The sequence below is a fragment of the Nitrosococcus watsonii C-113 genome (assembly GCF_000143085.1).
Taxonomy (GTDB): Bacteria; Pseudomonadota; Gammaproteobacteria; order Nitrosococcales; family Nitrosococcaceae; genus Nitrosococcus; species Nitrosococcus watsonii.
On record NC_014315.1, the window covers coordinates 2,065,391 to 2,079,569 of the forward strand.

Below are 14,179 nucleotides of genomic sequence, written 5' to 3' on the forward strand. Positions count from 1 at the left end.
ATTAATTTACCATGTCATACTCGGTTTCGCAACGGGCGGCGTTTATCTTCCCCTATCAAATTGCCCCCGCTTGAGAATTCCCCCCGCCTCGGAGCAGAGATGGAATCGCCTCCGTTAAAGACCCAGCCCTTAATCTTTTTGATTTCATCGCGCAACCGGGCGGCTTGTTCAAACTCTAAATTCTGAGCATGCTTGTGCATCTGCCGCTCTAGTTGTTGTAGACGTTTAGCCAATTGCTGGGGCGGCAAGCGTGTATATTCGGCGGCTTTCTCCTCCACCTGGTCAGGGGAGTGGCGGCCTCCTTTACCAGGGCTTGGCGTATAAACACCATCAATGATTTCCCGCACCGCTTTTTGTATCCCACGAGGAATAATACGATGGGTTTCATTAAAGGCAAGCTGTTTTTTCCGCCGTCTTTCTGTCTCGGCAATGGCCCGGCCCATAGAGCCTGTGACCGTATCCCCATAAAGAATGGCTCTTCCATGTAAATTGCGCGCAGCCCGTCCTATAGTCTGAATGAGCGACCGCTCCGAGCGGAGAAAACCTTCCTTGTCCGCATCCAGGATGGCCACCAAAGACACTTCTGGAATATCTAATCCTTCCCGCAGCAAGTTGATTCCCACCAACACATCAAACTTACCTAAACGCAGATCACGGATAATTTCTACCCGTTCTACCGTATCAATGTCCGAATGGAGGTAGCGCACACGAACCTCATGCTGTTCCAGATACTGAGTCAGATCCTCTGCCATACGCTTGGTAAGGACCGTTACCAATACCCGCTCATTTGCCGCCGCTCGCTGGCGGATTTCCGAAAGCAGATCATCCACCTGACTACCAGCGGGCCTTACCTCTACCGCCGGATCAACCAGACCCGTAGGACGTACTACTTGCTCAATCACGGCCCCCGAACGCTGCTGTTCATAGGGTCCAGGCGTAGCTGAAACAAAAATAATCTGGGGTGCTAACTGTTCCCATTCCTCAAATTTTAAAGGCCGGTTATCCAAGGCTGAAGGTAAGCGGAAACCGTACTCAACCAAGGTCTCTTTACGGGCTCGATCACCCCGGTACATAGCGCCCAATTGGGGCACTGTCACATGGCTTTCATCAATAACCAGCAAAGCATTCTTGGGGAGATAATCAAACAGGGTTGGCGGCGCTTCCCCAGGCTGCCTCCGAGATAGGAAACGGGAATAATTTTCAATCCCCGCACAGTAACCTAGCTCTAATATCATCTCGATATCAAAGCAGGTCCGTTGCTCCAGGCGCTGGGCTTCAACTAATTTATTAACGCCATAAAGCTGTTCCAATCGCTCAGCAAGCTCAATCTTAATTTCATCAACTGCTTGCAGCAGGACTTCCCGGGGAGTCACATAGTGGGTCTTTGGATAAACAGTCAAGCGGGAAACCTGGTGCAGTACTTCACCTGTTAAGGGATCAAAATAAGAGAGACTTTCTATCTCATCGTCAAAAAGCTCTACCCGGATAGCCTCTTGCTCCGATTCGGCAGGGTAGATATCAATAATTTCTCCCCGTACCCGGTAAGTGCCCCGGCGCAGTTCCGTATCATTGCGCTGATACTGCAACTCCGCCAAGCGGCGCAATATTCCCCGATGGTCTACCGTATCACCCACCATAAGGTGCAGTACCATATTCAGATAACTATCCTTATCGCCAAGACCGTAGATAGCGGAGACGCTTGCCACCACAATGGCATCGGGCCGTTCCAGAAATGCTTTAGTTGCGGAAAGCCGCATTTGCTCTATATGATCGTTAACCGAAGCGTCTTTCCCAATATAAGTATCAGAAGCTGGCACATAGGCCTCTGGTTGGTAATAATCATAGTAAGAAACGAAGTAACCCACTGCATTGTGAGGGAAAAATTCCCGCATCTCGCTATAGAGTTGGGCCGCTAGAGTCTTATTAGGCGCTAACACAATAGTCGGTCGCTGAACCTGCTGAATCATATTGGCTATGGTGAAGGTTTTACCTGATCCGGTCACCCCCAGCAGAGTCTGATACATTTCCCCAGCCGCTAGACCTTCCGTCAGCCGCGCTATCGCCTTCGGCTGGTCGCCTGCCGGCTGATAGTCGCTTACCAGTTGAAATACGCCCTTCACTGCTCTATTAAAGCCTTTCTGAAAAAATACAAATTCGCTATATTAAGATTTCAAGGTTATCGTAACATTTTCTTAAAATCAGGACGGCCCCAATTGGACATTACTCTTTCTAACCGCGTTCAAAAAATTAAGCCCTCTCCTACCCTTGCCATCACTGCCCGCGCCAAAGCCCTCCGGGCCGAAGGAAAAGATATTATCGGTCTGGGAGCCGGCGAGCCCGATTTCGATACGCCAGAGCACATCAAGGAAGCGGCTATTCAAGCCATTCGAGATGGCTTTACCAAATATACTGCCGTTGACGGCATTCCCAGCCTGAAAGAGGCCATTATCGCCAAGTTCTCCCGAGAAAATGGCTTCCAGTACGAACTTAATCAGATTCTAGTCTCTGTGGGCGGCAAGCAGAGTTTCTATAATTTAGCCCAGGCTCTGCTGAATCCAGGGGATGAAGTTATCATTCCAGCGCCCTACTGGGTCTCTTATCCCGATATGGTCCTCCTGGCAGGAGGCATACCCGTTGTTATCGCCGCGCCCCAGGAGCAAGCGTTCAAAATTACCCCCGAGCAACTAGAAGCCGCCATCACCCCTCTTACCCGGCTACTGGTTATCAACAGCCCCTCCAATCCAACGGGTACCGCTTATAGAAACGATGAACTCGCCGCCCTAGGAGAGGTCCTCCGCCGCCACCCCCAAATACTTATCGCTACCGACGACATGTATGAGCATATTTATTGGGGTGAAACACCTTTTTGCAATATTCTAAATGCCTGCCCCGATCTTTATGAGCGTACCCTGGTGCTCAACGGCGTTTCCAAAGCCTATTCCATGACCGGTTGGCGCATCGGTTATGCGGCGGGCGCGCCAACACTCATCAAAGCAATGAAAGCCATTCAATCCCAGAGCACCTCAAATCCTACCTCTATTTCTCAAGTAGCCGCGCAAGCGGCAATCGCAGGAGAGCAGGCTTGCGTTAAGGCCATGTGCCAAGAATTTAAAAACCGCCATGATTTTGTCCTCGAATACCTTAACGGTATCCCTGGAGTGCAAACCTTAGCTGGAAGCGGAACTTTTTATACCTTCCCCAATTTCCAAGCAGCTATCGCCTCACGAGAAGATATTAAAGATGACGTGGAGCTCGCGGAAAATATGCTTAATGCGGCAGGTGTTGCCGTAGTACCGGGGTCAGCCTTTGGCGCACGAGGGCATCTACGCCTTTCTTTTGCTACCAGTATGGAAAATCTGGAACAGGCCCTTGAACGTATTGCCGCCTTTCTTAGTTGAGTCGTCGCCTAACTAGCTCTTCGCGTCCTTCCCTGGACTTGTCGAGCTAGTTGGTTGGCTCAACCAGCCTGAGCCCTTCGGGGCTACGTTAGCAGTTGAAGCGAAAGCGACTCACCCTGGGGTGCATCTCCCAGCCCCAGGCTCTGAGGTCAAAGGCAATGAACTTTGGTGCGACACACGAGCGAATGCCGAGACTGAACGACCCTTCAAACATGGGCGAGGGAACCTTAACTTTTAGGAGTCACGAAAGTGAATAGTGTATTTGTTTTAGACGCTAATAAAACCCCGCTCATGCCGTGCCGTCCCTCTCGGGCCAGGCGGCTACTACGGGATAGGAAGGCAGCGGTCTATCGGATGCAGCCTTTTACCCTCATGTTGAAATACCGGGTTGAAGCCAGCCCACAGCCCATTGAATTTAAGGTGGACCCCGGCAGCAAAACCACGGGGCTCGCCTTGGTGGGTAAGTTCCAGGCGCAAGGCCGGGTGGTGCTGTGGGCAGGTAATCTAACGCACCGAGGGCAGGCTATCCGCGACAGGCTAGAGAGACGACGCGCTTTACGCCGTGGAAGACGCTACCGAAATACCCGCTACCGTGCGCCCCGGTTCTTGAACAGAACCAAGCCCAAAGGCTGGCTGCCACCTTCGCTACGCTCACGGGTTGAGAATGTCTCGACGTGGCTGAACCGTTTACTGGATAGAGCGCCCATCAGCGAATGCCATATTGAGACCGTGCGCTTTGATATACAGAAAATCCAAAACCCTGAGATTAGCGGCGTTGAATACCAACAAGGGGAATTGCTGGGATATGAAGTGCGTGAATATCTGCTGGAGAAGTGGGGTAGGAAATGCGCTTATTGCAACAAGCAAGATATCCCGCTGGAAGTGGAGCACATTACCCCGAGGTGCCGCGGCGGCAGCCATCGGGTTTCTAATTTAACCCTCGCCTGTACGCCCTGCAACCAAAGAAAGAACCACCAAACGGCGGCTGAGTTTGGTTACCCCAAGATACAAGCCAAGGCCAAGCTACCCCTGAGAGACGCCGCCGTCAATGCGACGCGTTACGCTATAGGTCGCGCTATTCAATCGCTAAGCTTACCCACCTCCTTCTGGAGCGGAGGCAGAACCAAGAAAAACCGCCTTTCCCAAGGTTACCCCAAAGACCACTGGATAGATGCCGTGTGCGTGGGTGAGAACGGCGCGAAGGTCACTATCACCGAGGACGTTCGGGCGCTGCACATCAAAGCCATGGGGCGCGGTGCCCGGCAAGTGGTGAGGACGGATAAACACGGCTTCCCCCGTGGCAAGGCCGGGCGGTGTAAACGGGTGAAGGGTTTTCAGACGGGTGACTTAGCAAAACTCATTCAGCCCAAAGGGAAGTATGCGGGTATCCATATAGGAATGCTCGCAGGTATCCGGGCCAGAGGAACTTTCGATATCAAGGCCAAGGCCGGTAAGATTTCGGCCAACTGGAAGAATTTCCAACTCATTCAAAGAGGAGATGGTTATGATTACGGACTTTTGACTGTTTAAGCGCCATCACGGCGACGACAGAACTTTATGTTGACCCTCGCGCTCGGCGCGCCCTGTCTGCATGCACCGCACAGGCAGTCACGCTCGCTGGGGGATCGTTGCACATCCCTGTGCTCTTTCAAGGATAAGCGGCGATTGGAATAAATTGATAAGTTGACGAAAGCGGCCAGGATTATTAGGATATAGCTATTCTTCCCCGGTAGCTCAGTTGGTAGAGCGGGTGACTGTTAATCACTAGGTCGGCGGTTCGAGCCCGTCCCGGGGAGCCAATAATTCAAAGGCTTGCGTCTATTCGGCGTGAGCCTTTTTAGTTTGAACGTAAGCGCCAGAAGCCCCCCAAGGGTACCCAAATACCGCGTTAACGGTATGCCTTGACGATGGAAGCGGCATCCATGTTCCTTTAATAAGGCTTTTAACTCTCTCTAGTGAAACTTCCCATTAAGGAGCTATGGGCAAAAGCGCCTTTCTCTTGCTTAAAACCTCAATTTGAGTTTTTTTGCCAATGCGAACACCATTCAACACCAGCAATTCCGGCACCATCATATTAAGCTTTTCCATTAAAGCCTCTTGTGTATCCGCCTCGGTTGCCAACCCCGGCACATCCTCGCTCGTGGCAACCCATACGTGGGCCTGCTCATCCCATAATGCCTCTATATGAAACTCAACCTTGTTAGGCATAATGAACCTCCTCCATCCATGAGTATATATATAGCTCATCCTCAAACCATCACTAGACTTACTCGGGCTAACCCCTATGAAACAATCGGGAAACTACTCCGGCAAAAACGCCATATCCAACACCTGCTCCCACGTCCAGCCAGTCTGCTCGAAGGTGGCGGGGAAGATATTTTCTTCTAATCCGGTCTCCCGTGCCGCGTCGATAGCAGCGCTCTCGTAAGACTCCGCTAATATCGCCAAGCGTTGCGCCTTCAAACTGAGGTTGCCGCGAATTAACCGCCTAATACTTACCCGTTGCCCCTTGATGGTGAGCTGCCAACTCCGGTTTCTGTAATTTGGTTGATGCTCCCACTTAAGCAAGTGCGTTAGTAGCACGGTTAAACGGCTCTCAAGCGCCCGGCGCTCGCTTTTGCCCATATCCTCTATTTCCTCAATCAAGTGCGCCAGATTCACTTCGCTAAACCGGCCTTGGCGTAGTTTCTCGGCGGTCTCCTGGGTCCAACCGTAAAAGTCTTTATTAGGGTCGATCATCGTCTTTGCTCCCGTGGAAACACCACCAAGGCGAACCCGTGGCGGGGTGATGGCTAGGCTTGCTCTAATTTATCCGGCCTAGGTGAGTAACTCAAATTTTAGGCTCAAAGAGTTAGTGGTTTCCCTAGCGAGTTTGCGCGGGAACAAAAACAGTTATCTAAAGATATTCGAAAGGACTAAGAGCGGTAATTGCTAGATTTAAAGGGATTAAACTATGGGCAAATAACATCTATTACCTTTGCTATAATATTTCTTAAGAAATCTTTACTGTGAGCGCCCAAGCACATCCAATGCATCTGCTGTGACTTCTAATTTACACACGAAGACGCTTTTTTTCGAGCCGATTAAGCACATCTGCGTATGTCACCGCGTGTCTGCCTAGCAGACGGGAGAGCGTCTTTCCATCTAAAATTTCAACCGAGTACTGTTTTGCGGCCTTTTGAGTTGCTGATCCTAAACACACGGCATTCGTAGCAAGTATCCAAGAATCGATCCGCTTACCGAGTTCCGCTTCGTATTTGACTGTGGCAGAGTGAACTTCAAGAATAGCCTTATAACCATCATAAGCACTACCGCTCGTATGCTTGCACTGAATCAATAACCCAATTCCATCTTTCGTCAAAACAACATCAGCACCAAAATCCGCGCCACTGTGTGTCAACCAACAGTTATCCGCTTGATATTCTTTGTACAGCAATTCTGCGCACAGCGCCTCAAATTGTTGCCAACTCAAATTTCTCAACTCATCGAACGAAATGCGCTGACTTGAAGACCTGCTCTCCTGAGGTAAACCTTCCGGTGAAGGCATTACCTGCACGGGAGTAACTACTGCGTCTTTCAACTGCCCTTTTCTCGACAGAAGTTGATGCAAATTGACATCAAAAGACTGGTATTCAGGATGGTGAATCAAAGGAATAAACACATTTACCTTCCGCTTCTGTCCGATGCGGTAAACACGGTCGGTTGCCTGAGCCTCTTTCGCTGGGTTCCAATGGCGTTCCAGATGAATAACGTTATTGGCGCCGACCACGGTAAGTCCAACGCCCGCGGCTATCGGCGACATGATGATAACATTAAATCCGTCCCTCTCCTCAAAAGCTCTTATCATGCTTTGTCGAGTGGGGCTTGCTGCCCTCTTTGCCACCGCTTTCGCATCACCATTTATGACTGAAACAGGGGGCAGCAAATATATCTTTGCTAAGGTCAATGCGAGAAATGCTTGGAGCTTCTTATTGATTACAAAAATGATGCATTTTTCGCCCCGATCCCGAATTTGATCCAAAATAGGCAGTAAACTACGAATTTTCCCGGATTCGTCTGTCAAATTTACCAAATCTGCTAATGGGCGCGGCGTGTCTAGCCCCCCGCCAAATACGAGTCGTGGATGCAAAGAAACATCTCTGAGCTTCTGCAACGCAGCCAATGCGGCATTGCTATCTGAACTGGAGGCACGCATAAGAATTGTGTTATAGGATTCAAACTGACCCCCTTCCAGGGTGGAATGCAGCGCTGGGCAATACGCCCAAACATCATCCTTCATACCCACGAAAACGGACTTATCCGGCAGACCTTCCAGATTATCCTCTTTCACACGGCGCAACATCCAAGGTCCAACATGTTCTCGGAGCCGCCGGCCAACAATGCCCCTAACATGTTCAATTTCATCTCCAGCCGCACGCAGTATCGGCGTGATGTAAGCACTACGAAACGCTTGATAGCTATCCAAGAGCCCAGGACAGGCTGTATCCATTAGGCACCAAAAATCTGTAAGGCTGTTTTCAACCGGCGTTCCCGTGGCAATCAGCCTGAAATCTGCTTTGACTCCCTTTGCTGCCCGTGTTTGCAGGGCATTTGGATTTTTTATGTTCTGAGCTTCATCGAATACCGCTATCCCCCAGTCAATTGAGCAAAGAGAGAATTGATAGTCTCGCAGCATTTGGTAGGTGGTAATCACCAAGCGCTTCGGTAGGTCAAGTCGCTCCTGCGCAAAACCGCTACCGATCTTCAGCGAATACCGGATAGGAGCGGTTTCATCCTCAGTAATATTCTGGTTTTTCGTCTCGACGCCTCCTGCTCGGAACTCGGAAAGCCGCCCATCCGACTGCAGGATAACGATATCGTTGAAAGGCGACTCCTTAAAAGTTTGACCGACCTCATCTTTCCAGTTCTGCAACAGGCTCAAGGGTGCAACGACAAGGCAGGGCTTCTCGGTAAGCTTTCGGTCTCGATACGATTTGTATAGATGCTCCATAGCTGCAAGGGACATGAATGTTTTTCCTAGTCCCATGTCATCCGCAAGAAGACCTCCACCGCGTCCGTCGCGATCTAATGCCAACCCCAAGATCCAGCGCGTACCCAATACCTGGTGAGGAAACGGCAATCGCTTGAAAGTGCCCCAGTCGAGCGCAGACTCGGCGATGAGGACGTCATTAATCGCTCTATTAAGTGAAGCTGAAGGCGTTTCTAAATCTACATCGTTGAGCCCAATATCGACCACGGTGGGTTCCGCTTGCTCTTTCTTGCTGGCGCTATCGGCTTCAACAGCCGAAACATTTTCCCTTTTTTCTTCAATCAGTTTACGTTCAAGCTTCTCCAAGATGGAATTGACCAGCTTTGGGTTAGAAACATCGAAGATCCGGCCCCCAAATTCCATCTCCTGAGCGCCTGTTTCCGCGACATTCGCTAGCTTCTGCCGAACGTCGTCTAATTGATCTCCATCTGATATGACATCCACTAACTTTGCCGGCGCAAATACCTCCGTAGGAGAGAATTTTTTACCGAACCAATCGATGCCAGATTCATCGGTCTCACCAAAATACGCATGCCTGAATTTCGTCGCTCCCTTCACTCTAGCCGAAAAACCAAGGTCTAAGTCTACGAAGCTGGCATTGATAAATGCAGTTGGGTTTTTGAGAAAAGCGCTCACTTTATCCTTCGGTATCACGCGATTCCGAAGAATTTCCCGAACGGCCGCTAATTTTTCTTCATCGAAAAGAATAATTTCGCCGTCTACGCGGAGAGAAGTCGCGTGTTCTGCCCTCAATTGCCCAAGAACACGTTGAATACGTTCATGACTCGCCGCCTGACCCATCCGTGGCGTAAGCACGAGGCGGCCGTGCTCGTCTAGCTCGGCTGCAACCGTAATTGATGCTGGCGCGCGAATATTAAGCTTTCCAAAATGGCCCAGAGAGATCGAAGCGCCTAGCTCTTGAGCCTTTTGCAACGAGAGAACGAGACGTAAGTCGTCATACTCCATCTTCGCGGAATGTGCATGCTTCTCATATGCCTCAAATATGAGCAAATGAGCAGGAGACAGCACATAACGTTTTTCCGCCGAAAAGCGAATGACTGGCCCCTCTACTGCAAAGCCATGCGTAAATCCGCCCCCCGCATCCGCAGCGGCCAGCTCTACCTGAAAAGATGCGCTGCCCGTCTTACCCTTGATGTTTGCATTGAGGACGCCCTTCCATCGGTCGGGCAGCCCCAACAGTAGGCGGGTATTTTCATCTAGTTGTACCACAACGTCCGAAGGGACGAGCACACCGTTAGGCAACTCTTCTGCCCGCCCCTGTTCGACTAGCATGCTTAGGGCAATATATTGATGTATCAGCAGATCGCTTGCGCCACCACCATGAATTTGCGCTTCTTGTTTTTCAGTGAAGATAAAATTAATGCCCTCGGAATCGTAATTCCAAGCGCAACCCGTCGCCTTGGCGCCAACAAGGCCCGTGATCCATTCCTTCAGGGACATCTCTACGCTCCATACAACCGCTTGTATTGGCGATAATCTTCTGGCGTAAGAACGTCTTTCGCCTCAATCGGAACCTCCATCTCTTTCAGAGCAACAATCGCCTTATGTTGCCAACCAGTGCAATGAGAAATATTGGCCTTGGGGGGCAAACCCTTTTTCCGCATTATGAGACTAAGTCCTTGGGTCAAGGAATGGTAGGTAACTCGGTTTTTAGAGTAATCGAACACGATGGCGGAGGAATCGAGAGTCTCATAGATCCATAGCTGACAATTGTGGCTGCCTTCAATCAAATGAATGCCCCCTAATTGAATATGGATTAAAGACCTACCTCCATGATCCGTAACAACGGAATAATGGGGTAGATGCTCTGCCCTATACGCCTTTTTCAAATACGATTCGGCGCTTGGCGACAAATACAAACGCGTACCCGTTACCAGTTGTTCATTCAACAAGCCCTCTATGAAGCGCTTACGCGCGGGATACATTCGCTTTAGGTCTTCCTTGCCTGGCTGACATGAGAAATCTTCCAAGCTCTCCAGGAAAAGTCGAAGATCCAGTTTCGAGAGCCAACCTTGTACCTTATTTTTCAGTTGAGGATCGAGTTGAGACCACCACTTCTGGTGATTGGGGTGGCAAGTAGGCACCCTCGGATCTCCCCCAATCGCCAGGACTGCATTCAACCAAGCCTCCCCCACAGCATTGACAGGAGCCTTCTCAATCAATATGCCAAGTATTTGATGACCCAAAAGATGCCGCTCGTCGTACCGGGAGTTATAAACTGGCCGCTTTTGCATCTCATCCAGCAACGGGTGATCCTGATTGGGCTCAAGCTTGCGCAGTACGTCCAGATAATAAATATTCTTCGCAACCGTCATAAATCGACCCGAGCGAAAACGATCAAGCCCAACGCGCCCCACCTGCTCATCAAAGTCCACGCCTTGCCGGCGGGCATCTTCCGCCAACCACTTTGGGCCATTACCACCTAGAATCGCTGAAACCTCTTCGCTCAGTCTTCCCCTTCTTCCCTTAGCAACACGCAACCAGCTTTCTACAGCTACCCTGTCTGGAAGGGCGTCGTAATCAGTCAAATAGTGAGCATAAATGGCATCGACCAATAAAGCCGTAGGCTTTTGACGGATTTGGTTGATTTTTTGTAGCACGGGCTCTGTTAACCTGATTTTGGACACCCACCCTGTATTAAAAGACACTGCAAAAGCCCGCAAATCAGTCGGCGTCCGCAAAACCTCGTTCAAGTCTCGATCTTCGCTTAACGCTTTCAGCACACGTTCATACGCTTGCTTAAACGCAGCGCTTCCTGTTCCCGACCCACGTGCTAGCTGCTTAATCTCCTGCGCCGCGGCGTCGATACGCTCCTTGTATGACAAAAGAGACTCGTCAGATAAACTGAAATGGAGCTTGTTAAGAGGTAATCTCATTGCTCGACGATATCCTCCAGTTCAGAAATACGGGGCCGCTTAACGGTAAAGCGAATATCGATCCTTCGATTCTCTCTCCTGTCCTCACGGGTTATTTCTGCCTCATTCACTCTTCTGGTAGCGGCATAGCCACTCACCGAAAATAGCTTATCGCCAAAAGCATTTGACATATCCGTGAGCACTGGAGAAACATCGAGCACATCGTCCCAGTACTCCCAGAGCGAAATAGCCCTGAACGTCGAAAGTCCCCAGTTCCCTTTAATACGCTTCGTAGGTCTACTATCAGTATGGCCTTCAATAAACACCGTATCTAGGTAGTCAAACCGCCTCTTTTCAGAGACACCAGGCTTGAAAGATCGGTTAATCGCCGCATGCAAGACTTGGCCGATAGCTACCACGGATGAACGTACCTTTTCGTCAGCAGGCAACGCATAGCTATTAGAAGCAAACGCCAATGTACTCTCTGGAATGCGCAACACGGTGTCGTTGTCAGCAATTAAGATTTTGATATTTCGCTTCGCCAACTCATCTCGTATTTCGTGGAGGATATCCCTCCTTGCCTGCTCCGCATTCTTGAGCTGGTCAATGTCTTGTTCAATTTTTTTCTGTGTTTGAGTTAACTCAATGATCAGCGCCACCGCAGCTAGAATGAAGATCACCAGCAACGCCGACATTAAATCCGAGAAAGAAATCCAGTAAGGATTCTCCTCGTCCACTCTTCTTGGTTTTGGTCGAATAAGCGCATGCATTAGTGACTCAACTTATCTTCGATTTCATCAACTACGGACGACAATGCTCTCGCCGCGCCATTCATCTGTTCTGCATAATTAGTCGTATGCCCCGCCCATATATTCAGATGTTCTTTTGTTTGCGCATTAGCTTGCCCGGCGTAATCGCTCAACAGTTTAGCGCCCTGTTCCGACAATTCCTGCACATTCCGTTTCAGTGAATCCAAATAGCTCTTCTGGTGCACTTCCATATACTTAAATGTCGAATCAGCCGCCTGGACAACAGATTCCAGTTGCGCGGCCACCGCTTGTAATTTTTCAATACTGTGCGACATCTCCTGATGTACCTGGCCGACGGTAACTGAAGACTTCTTGTTCTCGTCCGCCAGTTTCGCTGTTGACCTAGCCGCCTCGTTGAGCGCGCCACTAAGTTGTATAGACGACTGTTTAACCCCTTCACCGTAATCCTTGAGCTGACTCGCCGCCGAGCGCAATTCGGCTGCCCCCGCGTTAATACCGTGGGCCACCCTCTCGAAGTTCGACTGACTAGCTGCCACCTGCTGTTGAAGCTGTTTACCCTGCTCCATTAAAGCGTTGGAGGCAGTCGTGTACTGCGCTATGGTCTGGTCCATATCCGCAACAACCCTGCTGAACTTCTTCCCGAGCTGTATTTCCCTCTCTTCCTGCGCTTGCTGGGAATGCTGCAGGGTTTCGGCGATTTTCCCGATCTGCTGCTCAGCGGCAGTAGCAAGCCGCTGTCCATGCTCAGCATTCTTTTCGACCAGTTCATCTACGCGCTCAGAAATATGCTTAATCAACTGCGCTATGGTTTGGTCCATACCGGCAGCAACTTCGCTGAGCTTCTCCCCGAGCCGTATCTCCCTCTCTTCCTGCGCTTGCTGGGAATGCTGCAGGGTTTCGGCGATTTTCCCGATCTGCTGCTCAGCGGCAGTAGCAAGCCGCTGTCCATGCTCAGTATTCTTTTCAACCAGTTCGTCTACTTGATCAGAAATATGTTTAATAAGCCGCTGCTCGCGATCTGCCGCGGCCACTTGGTTCTGATCGAGTCCTCGAATAAACCCTTCTAACGTCTGGTTCATGGCGGCCAACGCATCCTCCACCCCTTTTGACGCGGTATCCATCGCTTGTCGCTGTATCTCTCCCTGCTCGCCAAACCTGTCCAAGAATCCTTCGACGAGTTTCTCCAGCGCCTTCTGGCTTCCATCGGTGGTTTCGTTGACCAGCTTATTGATAGCCGGAGCCATGATCTTCTCAAGGCTTGCTTCTAGCCCTTGTTGTATCCCCGAAGTCGCCTCAAGCAACGATTCCTGCATTTTGTCGCCGATCCGCTCCGCCATTCCCTGCAACGACTCTCGCGCCTGAGAGCCATCATCCGCAATCTTCTGAAGCTGAACTTCAGCGCTGAAGCGAGGAAATAATTGATCAATACGGACTTGAAGCCGATGAATACCTGATAGAGCCCAGCACTCGAGCAATTTTTCTACAAAATTGAAAAAGACACTTAGCATCACCCCCCAAACCGAGGTCAAGAAGGCAATCTTTGCTCCACTAATTACGTGAGCTAAGCCCGCCTTCATATCTTTTACGGCTGCTTCGTTGCCGATATTTAGTTCCGACAGCCCCAATTGAAGTCCCATAAACGTTCCAATAACGCCGAGCGCCGTCAAAAACCCTGGAACGGCTGCAAGCATGCGGCTCTCGGTGATACCCCGCGCCAATGTCGAGCCGTTGAAGAAATGACTGGCTTCGTAAATGCTGTGGAGATGAACGTCATCTCCTACTCTCGTCTCGACGAGAGTTTCATCAAACTCCTTCCATAGATGCTCAACTTCATCATTTACCCTGCTGGCTTTCTCCCTCAAATCCTGCCTATTCATTAGGACGGACTTTGACGTTTCGTTCTTCAGAAACTTGCTAATGCGGCTGGTTCGGTACCACGCTTTGAATAGCCTGTACCCTGAAAAGCAGAGAAATAAAAATACTACCGCGAACAGAACTGCCACGAATAGCGCGCTCAGTTTCTCCGGGGTATCAGGATAACCTAGCGTTCTAAAGTCCGGTAAGAGTCCCGCCCAATTGAACTTTTCTTCTTCTGGATTCATACTT

General features: G+C 50.3%; 9 protein-coding genes and 1 tRNA gene. 3 read left to right on the forward strand and 7 right to left on the reverse strand.

Features of this window, described 5'->3' with window-relative positions:
- Window positions 1-14: 14 nt before the first annotated feature.
- The gene (gene uvrB, locus NWAT_RS09200) at window positions 15-2,120 is read right to left on the reverse strand and encodes an excinuclease ABC subunit UvrB (protein ID WP_013220821.1); all 2,106 of its coding nucleotides are present in this window, start codon (window positions 2,118-2,120) and stop codon (window positions 15-17) included.
- Between the two features lie 93 nt (window positions 2,121-2,213).
- Between uvrB and NWAT_RS09205 the strand changes: the two genes are divergently transcribed.
- The 3 genes from NWAT_RS09205 to NWAT_RS09215 all read left to right on the forward strand — a co-directional run bounded on the left by NWAT_RS09205 (window position 2,214) and on the right by NWAT_RS09215 (window position 5,197).
- Window positions 2,214-3,398 carry a pyridoxal phosphate-dependent aminotransferase gene (locus NWAT_RS09205; RefSeq protein ID WP_013220822.1) on the forward strand — a complete coding sequence of 395 codons (1,185 nt, stop codon included), beginning with the start codon at window positions 2,214-2,216 and terminating at the stop codon, window positions 3,396-3,398.
- Window positions 3,399-3,647: 249 nt separating this feature from the next.
- Window positions 3,648-4,928 (forward strand): RNA-guided endonuclease IscB, encoded by a 1,281-nt coding sequence (gene iscB, locus NWAT_RS09210; protein WP_013220823.1) that lies wholly within the window; start codon window positions 3,648-3,650, stop codon window positions 4,926-4,928.
- 193 nt (window positions 4,929-5,121) lie between these two features.
- Window positions 5,122-5,197 (forward strand) — tRNA-Asn (locus NWAT_RS09215).
- Between the two features lie 169 nt (window positions 5,198-5,366).
- Here NWAT_RS09215 and NWAT_RS09220 read toward each other — a convergent pair.
- From NWAT_RS09220 to zorA, 6 genes are all read right to left on the reverse strand, one after another.
- A complete protein-coding gene (locus tag NWAT_RS09220; RefSeq protein WP_013220824.1) occupies window positions 5,367-5,606 on the reverse strand; it encodes a DUF1902 domain-containing protein in 240 nt (79 codons plus the stop codon).
- 93 nt (window positions 5,607-5,699) lie between these two features.
- Window positions 5,700-6,137, reverse strand: a complete 438-nt coding sequence (locus NWAT_RS09225) for a DUF29 domain-containing protein (RefSeq protein WP_013220825.1) — start codon at window positions 6,135-6,137, stop codon at window positions 5,700-5,702.
- A gap of 313 nt (window positions 6,138-6,450) precedes the next feature.
- Window positions 6,451-9,888, reverse strand: coding sequence for an SNF2-related protein (locus NWAT_RS09230; RefSeq protein WP_013220826.1), 3,438 nt, complete (start codon window positions 9,886-9,888; stop codon window positions 6,451-6,453).
- Window positions 9,889-9,890: 2 nt separating this feature from the next.
- Window positions 9,891-11,324: an EH signature domain-containing protein gene (locus tag NWAT_RS09235; protein WP_013220827.1), complete on the reverse strand. Its 1,434-nt coding sequence runs from the start codon at window positions 11,322-11,324 to the stop codon at window positions 9,891-9,893.
- Entirely contained in the window at window positions 11,321-12,073 is a 753-nt protein-coding gene (locus NWAT_RS09240; RefSeq protein ID WP_013220828.1) for an OmpA/MotB family protein, read from the reverse strand. The genes NWAT_RS09235 and NWAT_RS09240 overlap by 4 nt, the downstream gene beginning before the upstream one ends.
- On the reverse strand, window positions 12,073-14,175 hold the full coding sequence (zorA, locus tag NWAT_RS09245) for an anti-phage ZorAB system protein ZorA (protein WP_013220829.1): 2,103 nt from the start codon (window positions 14,173-14,175) through the stop codon (window positions 12,073-12,075). The genes NWAT_RS09240 and zorA overlap by 1 nt, the downstream gene beginning before the upstream one ends.
- Between the last annotated feature and the right edge of the window lie 4 nt (window positions 14,176-14,179).

Bases quoted from the DNA above. Each gene is read 5' to 3' on its own strand.
- NWAT_RS09220 (WP_013220824.1), bottom strand. From the start codon at position 5,606: ATGCCTAACAAGGTTGAGTTTCATATAGAGGCATTATGGGATGAGCAG.
- NWAT_RS09225 (WP_013220825.1), bottom strand. From the start codon at position 6,137: ATGATCGACCCTAATAAAGACTTTTACGGTTGGACCCAGGAGACCGCC.
- NWAT_RS09230 (WP_013220826.1), bottom strand. From the start codon at position 9,888: ATGTCCCTGAAGGAATGGATCACGGGCCTTGTTGGCGCCAAGGCGACG.
- NWAT_RS09235 (WP_013220827.1), bottom strand. From the start codon at position 11,324: ATGAGATTACCTCTTAACAAGCTCCATTTCAGTTTATCTGACGAGTCT.
- NWAT_RS09240 (WP_013220828.1), bottom strand. From the start codon at position 12,073: ATGCATGCGCTTATTCGACCAAAACCAAGAAGAGTGGACGAGGAGAAT.
- zorA (WP_013220829.1), bottom strand. From the start codon at position 14,175: ATGAATCCAGAAGAAGAAAAGTTCAATTGGGCGGGACTCTTACCGGAC.